Genomic DNA, 15,534 nt, shown 5'->3' with positions numbered 1-15,534 from the left:
CGCAGGCGCTAACCGGATGCCTTGGATTTTCGTGGGGATGGGCTTTTACCTGGTCCTCCTGGTCCTCGGGGTCTACGCCCTGGTGAGCCGGGGGCCACGGCCAGCCCCCCCGCCCCCTCCCCCGGCCCTTCCCCGGGGGAACCTCTACGCCATGGACGGCACCCCCCTGGCGGTGACCCTGGGGGAGGAGCGGCACTACCCCCTGGGGAAAAGCGCAAGCCAGCTCATCGGCTTCGGGGAGCGGGCCTCCGGGCGGGGCTTGGAAGGGCTGGAGCGCGACCTGAACGCGGCCCTTTCCGAAGGACGCTCCTTCACCCTCACCCTGGACCCCTGGGTCCAGGCTCTGGCGGAGCGGGCCCTTTGGAAGGGGCTGGAAAGGAGCCAAGGGGACTTCGCCACCCTCCTCGTCCTGGACCGGGAAGGGAGGCTTCTGGCCGTGGCCAACGGCCCGGCCTTTGACCCCATGGCCCCGCGCAAGGACCCGGAGAAAGACCTCTCCTGGCGGAACCACGCCTTCTTGGTGGCCCTGGAGCCCGGCTCCACCATGAAGGCCCTCACCGCCGCCATGCTCCTGGAGGAGGGGGCCGCCCGCCTTTCCACCCCGGTGGAGGCCCCCATGTGGCGGAAGGTGGAGGGGTGGACCATCCGCGACGCCGTGCCCCACCCTCCCCGGCTCACCCTCACCGAGGTGCTCAAGTACTCCTCTAACGTGGGGATCAGCCTTCTTTCGGAGCGCATCCCCAAGGAAACCTTCTATCGCTATATGGAAAAGCTTCGCCTCACTGGCAAAAGCCCCCTCCCGGGGGTGCGCACCGCCTCGCCCCTGGTCCGGCCCCCGGAGGAGTGGAGCCGGGCCAGCTACGCCAACCACACCTTCGGCCAAGGCTTCCTCGTCACGCCCCTCCACCTGGCGGCGGCCTTCGCCACCCTGGTGGACGGGGTCTACCGCACCCCCCGCCTCTTCCAGGGCCAGGAGGCCAGGGAGGAGCGGGTCTTCTCCCCGGAAACGGCCAGGGCCGTCCGCCAAGCCCTGGAAGAGGCCCTGGCCCCCAGGGCCGCCCTCCCCGGCTACCCCTTGGCGGGGAAGACGGGCACCGCCCAGGTGGTGGTCCGGGGCCGCTACTCCAAGGAGGTCTTCACCGCCTGGTTCGCCGGGTTCGTCCCCGGGGACGCCCCCCGGTACACCGTGGTGGTGGCCGTTCACCACCCCAAGGGGGAGATCCACGGGAGTCTGGTGGCCGCCCCCATCTTCCGGGAGGTGGCCGCGGGCCTCTTGGCCTACGCGGGAATCCCCCCCTATGCTGAAGGGCGGTGAGGTCGTGGTGCAAGATGCGCAAGTTAGGGAAGTAACGCCGGAGTGGGTGGCCGCGGCCACGGGGGGGAGGCTCCACCCGGGGGGCGGAAGGGTGGCCGACCTCCACTGGGATAGCCGCGCGGTGGGCCCGGGGTTCCTCTTCGTGGCCCTTCCCGGAAGCCGTACCCACGGGCGCCTCTACGCCCAGGAGGCCCTGGCCAAGGGGGCCCGCCTGGTCCTCTCCGACCGCCCGGGAGCGGCCACGGTGGAGGTGGCGGACACCCCTAGGGCCCTGGTGCGGCTCGGGCGGGCCCTAAGGGAGCTTTTCCCGGGGAAGGTGGTGGCCGTGGGCGGGAGCACGGGCAAGACCACCACCAAGGAAGCCCTGGCCCAGGGCCTGGGCTTCCCCGCCCCTTCCGGCAACCAGAACACCGCTCCCCCCCTGGCCCGCTTCTTCCTGCGCCTTTCCCCTGAAGCCTCCGGGGCGGTGGTGGAGCTCGGGGTGGACCGGGTGGGGGAGATGGCGGAGCTCATGGAGCTCAGCCGTCCCCACCTCGCCGTCCTCACCGCCTTGGGGGAGGAGCACCTCCTGGCCTTCGGGGACCTCGAGGGCGTGGTGCGGGAGGAGGCCGGCCTCCTCCAGGCCCCGGAGGCCCTGGTGAGCCTCCAGGCCCGGGAGGTCCTGGAGGGCTTGGGCCACAAGGGGAACTGGCCCACCTACGGCTTCGGGGAGGCGAGCTTCCGGGGGGAAGCCCTGGAGCTTTTGCCCGGGGAAAGCCGCTTCCGCTACCGCGGGCTTAGGGTCCAGGTCCCCTACCCCGGCCTGGGCCCGGCCTTGGGGGCCCTGGCCGCCTTGGCGGTGGCGGAGCTCCTTGGGGAGGAGGTGGAGGCCGTGGCGGAGAGGCTTTCCCGGCTGGTCCTGCCCCCTGGGCGCATGGAGAGGCGGGAGGTGGGGGGCGTGGTCTTTCTCCACGACGCCTACAACGCCAACCCCCTCTCGGTGAAGGCGGGCCTGAGGTGGCTTGCCGCCCAGCCCGGGCGCAAGTGGGCGGTGCTTGGGGAGATGCGGGAGCTCGGCGACCTCGGGGAAAGGCTCCACCTCGAGGTGGCCGAGGAGGCGGCCCGCCTGGGCCTAAAGCCCCTTTACCTGGGGGCCTACGCCAAGGCCCAGGCCGCCCTTGGGGGGGAGGCGGCGGAGGGCCTGGAGGAGGCCCTCCTCTGGCTCAAGGCCCGGGTGGCCCCGGGGGATCTGGTGTACCTGAAGGCCTCCAGGGCCCTGGGCCTGGAAAGGATCCTGGACCTATGGGAAGGCTAAGCGGCCGCGCTTGGGTTCCGCAACAGGCGCAGGCCCGCCTGGGGTGGGGCCTGGCCCTCGCCCTCGCGGCCTGCGCCCCCCTGGCGGGCCAGGCTCCCCTCCTCCCCTACCCCGGGGGCTTCGCCCAAGGGGGGGTGGTCTCGGGCCGCTTCGCGGTGGCCCTGCCGGGGACGCCCCTCTTCCTGGACGCGGACGAGAAGGCCCTCTACGCCGCCTACCCCTATCAGCTTCTGGTCTACGAAGAAGGCGGCCTAAAAAGCCTCCCCCTCCCCGGGGTGCCCCGCTTCCTGCGGGCAAGCCCCAGGCCCGTGGTGGGGCTGGAGGGGGCCATCTGGACGGAGGAGGGCCTTTACCCCTATTCCGCCCTGGATGCCCTCCTCATGGAGGAAGGGCTCTACCACGTGGACGGCCGGGGCCTCTACCGGGAGGGGCGGCGCCTTAAGGCGGGGGGCTTCCGCCAGGTGGTGGCCTGGGAGGGCCGGGTGGTGGCCCTGGGGGAGGAGGTCCTCTTCTACCCGGAAGGCCCCCGCTACCCCCTTCCCCACCCCGCCCGCAAGGCCCAGGCGGGGGCCTGCGGGGTGGTGGCCCTTTTGGATAAGGTTTACCTGGTGGGCCTCGAGGGGGCGCGGCCCCTGGCCGAGGCCCAGGATTTCGCCGCCTTCGGGGAGGAGGTCTACCTGGTGCCCGAGAGGGCGGTGCGCTGCAAGGAGGCGGTATGGCCCTAGCCCTGGTCCTCTCCTGGTTTCTCACCGCGGTCTGGATCTCCCTCATGAGGGGGCTTGGCCTGGGGAAGAGGGTGCGCCCCGACGGGCCCCAAAGCCACCTGGCCAAGGAGGGCACCCCCAGCATGGGCGGGGTGGCCTTCCTCCTCGCCGCTTTCCTCGCCTACCTGGCCCTGGGCAAGGACGGCCTCTTGGGCCTCTGGCTCCTGGGCCTCGGCTTCGCCCTCCTGGGGCTTTTGGACGACCTCTCGGGAAGCCTGGCGAGGCCCCTGAGGGCCCGGGAGAAGCTCGTTCTGCAGGGGCTCATGGGCCTGGTCTTCGCCCTCTGGGCCGCGCGCCAGGTGGCCTACACCCCCTGGCCCCTCCTGGACGTCCTCCTGATCCTCCTGGCCGTGGTGGGGGCGGCCAACGCCTTCAACTTCACCGACGGCCTGGACGGGCTTCTGGCCTCGGTGACCGCGGTGCTCCTCCTGCCCTTCTACCCTTACCCCCTGGCGCAGGCCCTCCTCGGGGGGGTCCTGGGGTTCCTCTGGCACAACGCCCCCCGGGCCAAGGTCTTCATGGGGGACACGGGAAGCCAGGCCCTGGGGGCCATGGTGGCCGGGCTTTTCGTCCTCACGGGGAAGCTTTGGCTTTTGCCCCTGGCGGCCATCGTGCCGGTGCTGGAGGTCCTCTCCGTGGTGGCCCAGGTCCTCCACTTCCGCCGCACGGGGAAGAGGCTCTTCAGGATGAGCCCCCTCCACCACCACCTGGAGCTTTCGGGGTGGGAGGAGGCCAAGATCGTCTTCCGCTTCGCCCTCCTCACCGCCTTGGCCACGGCCCTCGCCTTCGGAGGTGGGGCGTGATCCTGGTCTACGGCCTGGGAAGGAGCGGCCTGGGGGTGCTCCGCTTCCTCAGGAAGCGGGGGCTCCAGGCGCGCTTCTACGACGACCGCCCCAAGGAGGAGGAGGTGAGGGAGGCCCTGGAGCTGGGCTTCGCCCCCGACTGGGAGCTGGAAGGCGTCTATGAAGAAGTGGTGGCCGCCCCCGGGGTGCCCCTAGGGCACCCAAATCTGGAAAAACTTCGGCAAAAGGGGGCCCTGGTCCTGGGGGAGGCCGAGCTGGCCTACCGGCTTTCCCAGACCCCCATCGTGGGCGTCACGGGCACCGCGGGGAAGACCTCCACCACCCTCTTCACCGCCCACCTCCTCCGGGGCCAGGGGCTTAGAGCCCTGGAAGGGGGGAACGTGGACCCCCCCTTGGTGGCGGTGGTGGACGAGGCCGAGGTGGCCGTGGCCGAGCTCTCCAGCTTCCAGCTGGAAAGGGTCCACGCCTTCCGCCCCCGGGTGGCGGTCCTCCTGAACCTGGGGGTGGACCACCTGGACCGCCACGGGAGCCTCGAGGCCTACCACAGGGCCAAGCTCAACCTCCTGAACAACCTCACCCCGGAAGACGCCCTGGTCTACAACGCCAAAGACCCCAAGGTGCGGGAGGCGGCCCAGGGAAGCCCCGCCCGGCCCTACCCCTTCCTGCCCCGGGAAAGCCCCCAAAAGACCAACCTCGAGGCCGCCCTGAAGGCCACCCAGGCCTACCTGGACCTCCTGGGGAAGCCCCTGGACCCCAAGGCCCTCCGGGAGAGCCTAAAGACCCTCCCCGAGCCCCCCCACCGCTTCCAGGTCTTCGCCCGCAAGGGCAAGGTGGTCTTCATTGACGACTCCATCGCCACCCGCACCGCCTCCGTGGCCCAGGCCCTTAAGGCCGCCCCCGCCCCCATCGCCTGGATCCTGGGGGGAGAGGACAAGGGGGCGGACCTGGAAAGCCTAAGGGCCCTCCTCCCCCGGGTGCGGGTGGTCCTCGCCATCGGCCGGGACGGCCCCCGCATGGCCGAGGCCCTGGGGGAGGGGGTGGAGGTGGTGGCCATCGGGGAAAAGGACGGGCGGGAGGCCCTGAGGCGGGCGGTGGCCGAGGCCCTAAAGCGTCTGGAGGAAGGAAGCGTCCTCCTGGCCCCCCTCGCGGCGAGCTTTGACCAGTTCCGCGACTACAAGGACCGCGCCCAGGCCTTCCGCGAGGCGGTCTTCTCCTTGGGAGGTGAGCCTTGGACCCCATCTTCCTCCTAAGCGGGCTTCTCCTCCTCACCTTCGGCCTTTTGGGGGTGGAGGTGGCGGAGCCTGGCCTTCTGGAGGAACACCTCTTGCGGGTGGGCCTGGCCCTCCTCGCCCTCTTGGGGGGTAGCCTCCTCTCCGTCAGGTTCCTCCTGCGCCACGCCCTTTGGCTTCTTCTTGGGAACCTCTTCCTCTTGGCCCTGGTCCTCCTGGTGGGGAGCGGGCCCTATGGGGTGCGGCGCTGGTTTGACCTGGGGCCGTTGGCCTTCCAGCCCTCGGAGCTCGCCAAGGTGAGCCTCGTCCTCTACCTGGCCTCCTTCGTGGGGCGCAGGGGGGAGGACTACCCCATCCTGGGCCCCGCCCTCCTCGTGGGGGGCACCGTGGGCCTGGTGCTGGTGGAGCCCGACTTCGCCACCGCCGTCTTCCTCTTCCTCCTCGGGGCCTCCCTCTTCGTCCTGGCCGGGGTGCCCTGGCGGCGGCTTTTGGCCATCGGCCTGGCGGGGCTACTGGTCCTCGCTCCCTTCTCCGGGGCCTACCTGAACCGCTTCCGCTACGTCTCCGAGCGCTTCAGCGGCTTCCTGGGCTACCTGCGGGGGGAGGCCCGGCCGGAGGAGGCGGCCTACCAGGTCCTCCAGGCCCAGAAGGCCATCCTCCTGGGGGGGCCCTTGGGCCAGGGGCCCGGGGGAAGCCTTCCCCACCTGCCCGAGGCCCACAACGACATGGTCTTCGCCAGCGTGGTCTTCGCCACGGGCTGGCTTGGGGGGCTCATGGTGCTCCTTCTCTACGGCCTCCTCTTCCTCCGGGGCCTGAACCTGGCCCTGAGGCTCCAGGGGGCGGAGGGCCTGGTGGCCTTGGGCCTCACCCTCTACCTCACCTTCCAGGCCGCCTTGAACATCGGGGTCACCCTGGGCTTCCTCCCCGTCACCGGGATCCCCCTGCCCCTCGTCTCCTACGGGGGAAGCTCCCTATTGGTCTCGGGCCTCGCCCTGGGCCTCCTCCTCAGCCTGGCCCAGGAGGCGAGGCGAAAGGAGGCGAAGCGATGGTCCTCCTGACGGGGGGCGGCACCGGGGGGCACCTCTTCCCCGCCCTGGCCGTGGCCGAGGAGCTGAGGCGGCGGGGGCACGAGGTCTTCTACCTGGGGGCCCAAGAAGGCCTCGAGGCCCGCCTCCTCCCCAAGACCCCCCTCCCCCACGCCCTCATCCCCGCGGGCAAGCTGGACCGGAGCGCCTTCCGTCCAGGGGAGGCCTGGCGGCTCCTTCAGGGCCTCGGGGTCGCCCGGGCGGTGCTGAAGGCGAGGCGGCCCAAGGCGGTGCTCTCCACCGGGGGGTACGCGGGCTTCCCCGGGGCCTTCGTGGCCGAGCTCCAGGGGGTTCCCGTCCTCCTCCACGAGCAAAACGCCAAGCTGGGCCTGGCGGTGAAGCTCCTCGTCCCCTTGAGCCGAGGCCTCGCCCTGAGCGTCCCCCTTTCCCTTCCCCCAAGGCTTGGGGCCAAGGCCCGGGTGGTGGGCTACCCGGTGCGGGAGGTCCGCTACCCCAAGGAGGAGGCCAAGGCGCGCCTGGGCTTTGACCCTAAAAAGCCCCTCCTCCTGGTCCTCGGGGGAAGCCAGGGGAGCCTCGAGCTCAACGAGAAGCTCCCTCCCCTCCTCAAGCCCCTGGGCCTTCCCGTCCTCCACCAGGTGGGGGAGCGGTGGGTGGAGCGCTACCGCCACCTGGAGGAGGAGGCCTACCGCATCCGGGGCTTCGTGGAGGCCCCCTTGGCCATGAGCGCCGCCGACCTCCTCCTCGCCCGGGCCGGGGCGGGCACCCTGGCGGAGGCCGCCTTCCACCGCCTCCCCGCCCTCCTCTTCCCCCTTCCCCAAAGCCTGGACGGGGGGGCCCAGCGGGCGAACGCCCGGGCCTACGAAAAGGCCGGGGCCGCCCGGCTCGGGGACTACGCCCGGCTCGCCCAGCAGGTGGAGGCCATGCTCCAAAACCCCGAACCCTACCGGGAGGCCATGGGCCGCCTCTCCCCGGAAGGGGCGGCGGGCCGCCTGGCAGATTGGCTGGAGGAGTTCCTATGAAGCGGGTGCACATCATGGGCATAGAAGGGGTGGGGATGAGCGCCTTGGCCCGCCTCCTCCTGGCGGAGGGGGTGGGGGTGACGGGGTGCGACCTCGCCCCCGGCAAGCGGGCGCGGGCCCTGGGGGTGCCGGTCCACGCGGGCCACGACCCCGCCCACCTGGGCGACGAGGACACCCTGGTGGTCCCCACCCCCGTCCCCCTGGACCACCCGGAGGTGGCGGCCGCCAGGGAGCGGGGCCTGAGGGTCTTAAGGCGCATGGAGCTTTTAGCCCGGCTCCTAGAGGGAAGGCCCTCCTTGGGGGTCACGGGGACCCACGGCAAGACCACCACCACGGGGATGCTGGCCAGCATCCTCCTCGCCGCGGGGCTGGACCCCTGGGTCCTCCTCGGGGGGGAGCTTTCCCTCCTCCCCGGGAACGCCCGCTACGGCCTGGGTCCCCGGCTGGCGGAGGTGGACGAGTCCGACCCCCTCTTCCAGGAGGTGCGGGTGGAGGTGGCCGTGGCCACCAACCTCGAGGCCGACCACGTGGCCCCTCCCGGCAAGAAGGCCCCCAACTACCACGGAAGCTTCGGCGAGCTGAAGGCCGCCCTCCGGGGCTTCCTGGAGAAGGCCAGGCTCGCGGTGGTCCCCGCCTCCGACCCCCTCCTGGAGGAGCTTTCCCGGGGGCTTCCCCGGAGGACCTTCGGGGAAGGGGGGGAGCTCCAGGCCGTGGGGGTAGAGTTTGGGCCCACGGGAAGCCGCTTCCTCCTGACGCTGGAGGGAAGGCCCCTGGGGGAAGCGGTCCTCCAGGTGCCGGGGCGGCACAACGTGCAAAACGCCCTGGCCGCCGCCCTGGCCGCCTTGGCCCTGGGGGTGGAGGCGGAGGCCATTCTGGAGGGCCTCGCCCGCTTCCCCGGGGTGGGGCGGCGCTTCCAGCGGGTGGGGGAGGTGCGGGGGGCCTGGGTGGTGGACGACTACGCCCACCACCCCACGGAGGTGCGGGCCACCCTCGAGGCGGCCAAGCCCCTGGGGAGGCGGATCCGGGTCCTCTTCCAGCCCCACCGCCTCCTCCGCACCCAGGCCCTCTGGCCCGAGTTCGTGGAGGCCCTGGCCCTGGCCCAGGAGGTGGTGGTCCTGCCCACCTACACCGCCGGGGAAAAGGGGGAGGCCTCCCCCGAGGAGCTGAGCGCGAGGATCGCCGAGGGGCTTCGCCAAAAGGGCGTGGCGGCCCGCCTCCTGGGCAAGGAGGAGGCCTTGGCCTACGCCCGGGACACGGCCGCCCCGGAAGACCTCTGGCTTACCCTAGGGGCGGGGGACGTGACGGAGCTCGCCTGGAGGCTCGCCCATGAGGGTTGAGCGGGTGCTTCTCAAGGACCTCACCACCCTGGGGGTGGGGGGGCCGGCGGAGGTCTGGACCGTGGAGACCCGGGAGGAGCTTGGGCGGGCCACGGAGGCCCCTTACCGGGTTTTAGGAAACGGCTCCAATCTGCTCGTGATGGACGAGGGCGTGCCCGAGCGGGTGATCCGCCTGGCCGGAGAATTTCAGACCTACGACCTAAAGGGCTGGGTGGGGGCGGGGGTGCTCCTCCCCCTTTTGGTACAGGAGGCGGCCCGGGCGGGGCTTTCCGGGCTGGAGGGGCTTCTCGGCATCCCGGCCCAGGTGGGCGGGGCGGTGAAGATGAACGCCGGGACCCGCTTCGGGGAGATGGCGGACGCCTTGGAGGCGGTGGAGATCTTCCACGACGGGGCCTTCCACCTCTACACCCCGGCGGAGCTCGGCTTCGGCTACCGCACGAGCCGGCTCCCCCCAGGGGGCATCGTCACCCGGGTGAGGCTCAGGCTCAAGGAGCGCCCTCCGGAGGAGATCCGAAGGAGGATGGCCGAGGTGGACGCCGCCCGCAAGGGCCAGCCCAAGCGGAAAAGCGCGGGGTGCGCCTTCAAAAACCCCCCGGGGCAGTCCGCGGGCAGGCTCATAGACGAAAGGGGGTTCAAGGGCCTCAGGGTGGGGGACGCCATGGTGGCCCCGGAGCACGGCAACTTCATCGTCAACCTGGGGCAGGCCACGGCCAAGGACGTGCTGGAGCTCGTCCGGCGCATCCAGGAGGAGCTTCCCTTGGAGCTGGAGTGGGAGGTGTGGCCGTGAAAGGCGCGGGGCTGCTCAAGGTCCTCCTGGCCCTCCTCCTCCTCGCCACCCTCTACGTGGGAAGCCTGGTCCTCTTCCCCGTGGAGGAGGTGGAGGTGGTGGGCCTAAAGCACCTCCAAAAGGAGGCGATCCTCGCCCGCGTGGGCCTTTACCCCGGGGAGGCTTGGCTCTGGGTGGGGCCTTCTCGGCTTTCCCCCCTTCGGCAAGACCCCTGGCTGGAAGAAGTCCGCCTGGAAAAGCCGAGGCCGGGCGCGGTGCGGCTCGTCCTTAAGGAGCGGGAACCCTTTTTGCCCCTTCCGGACGGCTCCGCCCTGGCCAAGGACGGCACCCTCCTCCCGGGGGGGGCGCCCTGGGCCCCGGGGCCCAGGGTGGAGGGACGGGGCCCCCTGCCCAAGGCGGACCTCCTGGCCCTGGCCCAGGCCTTCCCCAAGGCCAAGAGGCTCAGGTACACCCCCGCGGGCTACTGGGTGGAGGTGGAGGGCGGCGTCCTCTTTGCCCCGAAGGCCCGGCTTCTGCTAGAGTATGCCCAAGCAGGGTCCCCTTTGCGGGAAGGCCGGATTTACCTGTATTCTTGGGGGGTGAGCGTAGGCCCATGATTATCGCCGGATTGGACGTTGGCACCAGCAAGGTCACCACCGTCATCGGGGAGCTCGCTCCCGATGGCGTCTTGGACATCATCGGGGAAGGCACCGTCCCCTCCCAGGGGCTCAAGCGGGGGGTGGTGGTCAACCTGGAGCGCACCACCGAGGCCATCCGCCAAAGCCTCCACCAGGCGGAACGGGTGGCGGGGGTCGCGGTGGAACGGGTGGTGCTGGGGGTGGGCGGCCCCCACCTAAAAAGCGTCACCAGCCACGGCCTGGCCGCCATCCGCCGGGGGCAGAGCATCGCCCAGGCCGACGTGGAGCGGGCCATTGAGCAGGCCAAGGCCTACCCCTTTGACGCCGAGCTGGAACTCCTCCACGCCTTGCCCCTGGAGTTCAAGGTGGACGGGCAGGAGGGCATCCGGGACCCCGTGGGCATGGCGGGGGTGCGCCTCGAGGTGGACGTCCACCTGGTGGCGGCGGGGCGGGGGCCCTTGGCCAACCTGCGCCGGGCGGTGGAAGACGCCGGGCTTGCCGTGGACGCCCTGGTGGCCCAGACCCTGGCGAGCGGCCTCGGAACCCTCCTCCCCGAGGAGGAGCAGATGAACGTCCTGGTCCTGGACGTGGGCGGGGGCACCACGGACGTGGCCGTCTTCCGGGAGGGGCGCCTGGCCCACTCCGCCGTCCTCCCCTTGGGGGGGGACCACGTGACCCAGGACATCGCCCAGCTCCTGAAGCTCCCCTTTGAGGAGGCGGAGCGGGTGAAGAAGAAGTACGGGGCCGCCTTGCCGGAGCTCGCCGACCCCGAGCTCGTCCTGGAGATCAACCAGGAAGGGGGCTCCTTGGGAGAGGTCCCGGCCCCGGAGCTCGCCCGCATCATCCGGCCGAGGCTCCGGGAGATCCTCCACCTGGCCCGCCAGTCGGTGGACGAGGCCTTGGGGCCTTTGGAGGTGCGGGTCAACCGGGTGGTCCTCACCGGGGGAAGCGCCCTCCTGAGGGGCTTTGACCTCCTGGCCCGGCAGCAGTACGGCCTTCCCGTGCGCCTGGGCAAGCCCCACGGGATCTCCGGCCTCACCGACGTGGTGGCCACCCCCGCCCACGCCACCGCCGTGGGGCTGGTGCGCTACGGGGCCACCCTCCCGGCGCGCGCCCCCGAGGCCCGCCGGGGGCGGGAGCGCAAGGAGAAGCGGGAAGAAGGGACGCGGGGCGAAGGGATCTGGGCCAGGATCAAGGAGATCCTCAGCAACCTCTTTTGAGGAGGGGGAAGATGCAAGGAGCCGTCATCAAGGTCATCGGCCTCGGGGGCGCGGGGAACAACGCGGTGAACCGCATGATTGAGGCGGGGCTTTCCGGGGTGGAGTTCATCGCCGCCAACACCGACGCCCAGGTGCTGGCCAAGAGCCTGGCCGACGTCCGCATCCAGCTGGGGGAGAGGCTCACCCGGGGGCTTGGCGCCGGGGCCAACCCGGAGATCGGGGAGAAGGCGGCCCTCGAGGCCGAAGACCTCATCGCCGAGGCCCTGGAGGGGGCCGACCTGGTCTTCATCACCGCGGGGATGGGCGGGGGCACCGGCACGGGAAGCGCCCCGGTGGTGGCCGAGATCGCCAAGCGCCTGGGGGCCTTGGCGGTGGCCGTGGTGAGCCGCCCCTTCAGCTTTGAGGGCCCGAAGCGCCTCAAGGCGGCCGAGGAGGGGATCAAGCGGCTGAAGGAACGGGTGGACGCCATGGTGGTGGTCCAGAACGACCGCCTCCTCTCGGCGGTGGACAAGAAGATGAGCCTCAAGGACGCCTTCCTCATCGCCGACCGCGTCCTCTACCACGGGGTAAAGGGCATCACCGACGTCATCAACCTCCCCGGCCTCATCAACGTGGACTTCGCCGACGTCAAGGCCCTCCTGGAGGGGGCGGGCCAGGTGCTCATGGGCATCGGGGCGGGCCGCGGGGAAAACCGGGTGGAGGAGGCCGCGAGGTCCGCCACCCACAGCCCCCTCCTGGAGCGCTCCATTGAGGGGGCGAAGCGGCTCCTCCTCAACGTGGTGGGCTCGGAAGACCTCTCCCTCATGGAGGCCGCGGAGGTGGTGGAGAGGATCCGCGAGGCCACGGGCCACGAGGAGGTGGACATCCTCTACGGGGTGACCTACGACGAGCGCGCCCAGGACGAGCTCCGGGTGATCCTCATCGCCGCGGGCTTCGGGGAGAGCACCGTGGTGCCGAGGCCCCCCCGGCCCCTGGACTTCCCCACCCACGCCGACCCCTACAACTTTGACATCCCCGCCTTCATCCGCTACGGGGACGCCGACCTGCCCCCCCGAAGGGGCAACTGATCCCCCATGCCCACGCCCTCCGGGCCCATGGTGGTGGCCGGGATAGACCCCGGCATCACCCACCTGGGCCTCGGGGTGGTGGCGGTGGAGGGCAAGGGGGCCCTCAAGGCCCGGCTCCTCCACGGGGAGGTGGTGAAGACCTCCCCCCAGGAGCCCGCCCAGGAGCGGGTGGGGCGGATCCACGCCCGGGTGCGGGAAGCCCTCCTCCGCTTCCGCCCGGAGGCCTTGGCGGTGGAGGAGCAGTACTTCTACCGGCAAAACGAGCTGGCCTACAAGGTGGGCTGGGCCCTGGGGGCGGTGCTGGTGGCGGCCTTTGAGGCGGGGGTGAGGGTCTACGCCTACGGCCCCATGCAGGTGAAGCAGGCCCTGGCCGGGCACGGCCACGCGGGCAAGGAGGAGGTGGCCCTCATGGTGCGGGGGATCTTGGGCCTGAAGGAAACCCCCAAGCCCAGCCACCTGGCGGACGCCTTAGCCATCGCCCTCACCCACGCCTCCTTTGCCCGGATGGGGGCGGGAAAACCCCTCTAAAGAAAGCCCAGAGGGACAAACCTCCCCGGATACGGGTGTTATGGTGCTGTTAGGGGTAAGGAGGTGATGCATGCTACGGGCCTTCAGGAGCGCAGAGAACCCAACCCAGTGGGCCTTGGAGTTCATCCGGCTGGCGATGCTCCTCCTCTGCCTGGTGGGGTGGGTCATGTACCCGGTGGAGCTCCTCCTCTTGGACCACTGGACGGAGAGCTGGCAGAGCAAGATCCCCTTTTTCGTGGCCGTGCCCGGGTTTGTCCTCACCCTGTGGGTGCTCTTTGACCGCAAGACCCCATGGGTGCGCTGGGCCTTCATCCTCACCATGTGGGCCTCCGTCCTGACGGGGGTGCTGGGCGCCTATTTCCACGTGCTTTGGAACTTTGAAGGGGAGGTGAGCTGGGAGTTTGAAGCGGCGATGGAGGCCGTGGCGGGAAGCCGCCCCGTCCTGGCCGCTTTGGCCTTCACCCACATGGGGGTCACGGGGCTTTTGGCCATCTACCGGGCCAGGTAGGAGGGGAAGGATGATTGAAGCCTTGATCCGCGCCAAGACGGAGGAGGAGCGCCTACTGGAGTTTCTTCGGGCCGCCTTCCTCCTCATCGCCATGGTGGGCTTTGTCTTCTACGGCATGGAGCACTGGGTGCTGGACCACTGGACGGAGAGCTGGCAGAGCAAGATCCCCTTTTTCGTGTCCCTGGTGGGGTTTCCCCTGACCCTCCTCATGTTCTTCCACCGGGGGAAGTGGGTGCGCTACCCCTTCCTCCTCTGGATGCTGGTCTCCGTGGCCACGGGAATCGCCGGGGCCTACTTCCACCTCCTTTGGAACGCCCAGGACGCCGAGGTCAGCCTGTGGACCCTTTCCGGCTTCCTCGAGGCCTTCAAGGGAAGCCGGCCCGTCTTGGCGGCTTTGGCCCATACCCACGTGGGCGCCGTGGCCTTCGTGGTGGGAATAACGATAAGGGAGTGAAGGAGGGAAGCATGAGAAAAGCGCTCTTCGGTCTTCTGGCCTTGGCCCTCGGCTTCGCCTTGGCCCAGGCCCCAAAGGTGGACGGCAAGATCGCCCCGGGGGAGTACGCCAAGACCTACAAGCACGAAAAGAGCGGGTTCGTCCTCCACTGGAGCGTGGTGGGGGACACCCTCTACCTGGCCCTCGAGGGCGAGAGCAAGGGGTGGATCGGCCTCGGCTTCCTGGCCGAGAAGACGGACAAGAAGAAGGGGGCAGACCAGTACCTCTTCTACGTGGAAGACGGCAAGCCCGTGGCCTTGGACCTCTACCAGGTGAAGCGCACCGGGGCCCCGGTGCCCGACGAGAAAGAGGGGGGGAAGAACTCCATTCTGGCCTTCGCCGCCACCTACGAAGGGGGCAAGTGGACGGCGGAGTTCAGCCGCAAGCTCAAGACCGGCGAGGCCACCGACGTGGAGATCGTTCCTGGTAGGAAGCTTATCCTCATGCTGGCCCACGCGGACAAGATGGACCCCAAGGAGGAGCACAAGAAGACGGAGCGCTGGTACGTGGAGGACTTCGCCTTCTAAGTACCCCACCGCGGCTTTCGCCGCGGTGGGGGCCCCAAAAGGACCTTCCCAAGCCTTATTTCGGGCCACCCGTGTTGCGGAATCAACCTTTTCTCGGCGCGGACCTTATACCCTTGACTTTACTAGACTCATGGGTAATATGGGGGCATGGAGCGGTCGGCGAGACCCCAACCCCTAGCCCTAGGGCTCTTCGCCCTTGGCTTTGCGGTCCTTTCCCACCTGGTTTACCAGGCCTCCGGCCCACGGCTCCTCCTCGCCTTCTGGGTGGCGGTCCTCCTGGGGCTCACCCTCTTTCACGCCAAGTTCGGCTTCGCCTCGGGGTTCCGCCGCTTCCTCCTCGCCGGGGAAAGCCGCCTCCTAAGGGCCCACTTCCTCCTCTTCGCCCTCACGGCCCTCTTCTTCTTCCCCTTCCTGAAGGAGGGCGAGGCCTTCGGCCTCCCGGTCCAGGGCTTCCTGGTGCCCCTAGGGGTGGCCCTGGCGGTGGGGGCCTTCCTCTTCGGGGTGGGCATGCAGCTTGGGGACGGGTGCGCCTCGGGGACCCTCTACCACACGGGAAGCGGGGACACCCGGGGGCTTTTAGTGCTCCTGGGCTTCATGGCGGGCTCCCTCCTCGGGGTCTACCACCTACCCAAGTTGCTACCCAGCCATCTTCTGGGTCAGGAGACTGATGTTATGGGCCAGGACGAAGGTGAGAACTTTGATGACGAAACCCTCCTGGGTCACGGCGTGGATGCGCCTGGGGAAGAGGTGATGGAGCATGCTCCCCACCGTCTCCACCACCCTCCGCCCCACGATGGCCAGGTACTGCATCCAAGGGAGATACCGCCGGCTGTTCCTCCTGCGGATGACCATGGGAACAACCTCCTGGGCCTCCCGGAGGAGGTCCTCGTACAGATGGCTCTCGTACCCCCGGTCCAGGTAGAGCTCCGCCCCCTCGGGAAGGTCCAGGGGAAGGAGGAGAAGCGAAGCGAGGTCGTGGA

At 70.1% G+C, this 15,534-nt stretch carries 16 protein-coding genes and 2 pseudogenes; 17 read left to right on the top strand and 1 reads right to left on the bottom strand.

Features of this window, described 5'->3' with window-relative positions:
* Window positions 1–16: 16 nt before the first annotated feature.
* The 17 genes and pseudogenes from BLP62_RS08325 to BLP62_RS08245 all read left to right on the top strand — a co-directional run.
* Window positions 17–1,315: a peptidoglycan D,D-transpeptidase FtsI family protein gene (locus tag BLP62_RS08325; RefSeq protein WP_277621312.1), complete on the top strand. Its 1,299-nt coding sequence runs from the start codon at window positions 17–19 to the stop codon at window positions 1,313–1,315.
* Entirely contained in the window at window positions 1,299–2,609 is a 1,311-nt protein-coding gene (locus BLP62_RS08320; RefSeq protein WP_093007659.1) for a UDP-N-acetylmuramoyl-tripeptide--D-alanyl-D-alanine ligase, read from the top strand. Before BLP62_RS08325 ends, BLP62_RS08320 begins: the two co-directional genes overlap by 17 nt.
* A complete protein-coding gene (locus BLP62_RS08315) occupies window positions 2,597–3,334 on the top strand; it encodes a hypothetical protein (protein WP_241374215.1) in 738 nt (245 codons plus the stop codon). Before BLP62_RS08320 ends, BLP62_RS08315 begins: the two co-directional genes overlap by 13 nt.
* Complete coding sequence (locus BLP62_RS08310) at window positions 3,325–4,176, top strand: phospho-N-acetylmuramoyl-pentapeptide-transferase (RefSeq protein WP_093007657.1); 852 nt, start codon at window positions 3,325–3,327, stop codon at window positions 4,174–4,176. The genes BLP62_RS08315 and BLP62_RS08310 overlap by 10 nt, the downstream gene beginning before the upstream one ends.
* A complete protein-coding gene (locus BLP62_RS08305; RefSeq protein WP_093007655.1) occupies window positions 4,173–5,426 on the top strand; it encodes a Mur ligase family protein in 1,254 nt (417 codons plus the stop codon). The genes BLP62_RS08310 and BLP62_RS08305 overlap by 4 nt, the downstream gene beginning before the upstream one ends.
* A complete protein-coding gene (locus BLP62_RS08300; RefSeq protein ID WP_093007653.1) occupies window positions 5,405–6,463 on the top strand; it encodes an FtsW/RodA/SpoVE family cell cycle protein in 1,059 nt (352 codons plus the stop codon). Before BLP62_RS08305 ends, BLP62_RS08300 begins: the two co-directional genes overlap by 22 nt.
* Window positions 6,451–7,470: a UDP-N-acetylglucosamine--N-acetylmuramyl-(pentapeptide) pyrophosphoryl-undecaprenol N-acetylglucosamine transferase gene (locus BLP62_RS08295; protein WP_093007651.1), complete on the top strand. Its 1,020-nt coding sequence runs from the start codon at window positions 6,451–6,453 to the stop codon at window positions 7,468–7,470. Before BLP62_RS08300 ends, BLP62_RS08295 begins: the two co-directional genes overlap by 13 nt.
* Entirely contained in the window at window positions 7,467–8,807 is a 1,341-nt protein-coding gene (gene murC, locus BLP62_RS08290) for a UDP-N-acetylmuramate--L-alanine ligase (RefSeq protein WP_093007649.1), read from the top strand. Before BLP62_RS08295 ends, murC begins: the two co-directional genes overlap by 4 nt.
* Window positions 8,797–9,594, top strand: a complete 798-nt coding sequence (locus tag BLP62_RS08285) for a UDP-N-acetylmuramate dehydrogenase (RefSeq protein ID WP_093007647.1) — start codon at window positions 8,797–8,799, stop codon at window positions 9,592–9,594. The genes murC and BLP62_RS08285 overlap by 11 nt, the downstream gene beginning before the upstream one ends.
* Window positions 9,576–10,190, top strand: a complete 615-nt coding sequence (locus tag BLP62_RS08280; protein WP_093007645.1) for an FtsQ-type POTRA domain-containing protein — start codon at window positions 9,576–9,578, stop codon at window positions 10,188–10,190. The genes BLP62_RS08285 and BLP62_RS08280 overlap by 19 nt, the downstream gene beginning before the upstream one ends.
* Window positions 10,187–11,431, top strand: coding sequence for a cell division protein FtsA (gene ftsA / locus BLP62_RS08275; protein WP_093007643.1), 1,245 nt, complete (start codon window positions 10,187–10,189; stop codon window positions 11,429–11,431). Before BLP62_RS08280 ends, ftsA begins: the two co-directional genes overlap by 4 nt.
* Before the next feature lie 11 nt (window positions 11,432–11,442).
* Window positions 11,443–12,498, top strand: coding sequence for a cell division protein FtsZ (gene ftsZ, locus BLP62_RS08270; RefSeq protein ID WP_093007641.1), 1,056 nt, complete (start codon window positions 11,443–11,445; stop codon window positions 12,496–12,498).
* Window positions 12,499–12,525: 27 nt separating this feature from the next.
* On the top strand, window positions 12,526–13,026 hold the full coding sequence (locus BLP62_RS08265) for a crossover junction endodeoxyribonuclease RuvC (protein WP_093007705.1): 501 nt from the start codon (window positions 12,526–12,528) through the stop codon (window positions 13,024–13,026).
* A gap of 70 nt (window positions 13,027–13,096) precedes the next feature.
* A complete protein-coding gene (locus BLP62_RS08260; protein WP_093007639.1) occupies window positions 13,097–13,534 on the top strand; it encodes a hypothetical protein in 438 nt (145 codons plus the stop codon).
* 10 nt (window positions 13,535–13,544) lie between these two features.
* Window positions 13,545–13,988, top strand: a complete 444-nt coding sequence (locus BLP62_RS08255) for a hypothetical protein (protein ID WP_093007637.1) — start codon at window positions 13,545–13,547, stop codon at window positions 13,986–13,988.
* A gap of 11 nt (window positions 13,989–13,999) precedes the next feature.
* Entirely contained in the window at window positions 14,000–14,554 is a 555-nt protein-coding gene (locus tag BLP62_RS08250) for a DOMON domain-containing protein (protein WP_093007703.1), read from the top strand.
* 147 nt (window positions 14,555–14,701) lie between these two features.
* Window positions 14,702–15,130 (top strand): annotated as a pseudogene (locus BLP62_RS08245) (YeeE/YedE thiosulfate transporter family protein); the annotation flags it as partial.
* 60 nt (window positions 15,131–15,190) lie between these two features.
* Here the strand turns inward: BLP62_RS08245 and BLP62_RS08240 are convergent.
* A pseudogene (locus tag BLP62_RS08240) lies at window positions 15,191–15,534 on the bottom strand (IS982 family transposase); the annotation flags it as partial.

This window comes from Thermus arciformis, assembly GCF_900102145.1.
GTDB classification, from domain to species: domain Bacteria; phylum Deinococcota; class Deinococci; order Deinococcales; family Thermaceae; genus Thermus; species Thermus arciformis.
Note: the sequence above shows the minus strand (reverse complement) of the source record. Positions and strands in the feature narration are given on the sequence as shown.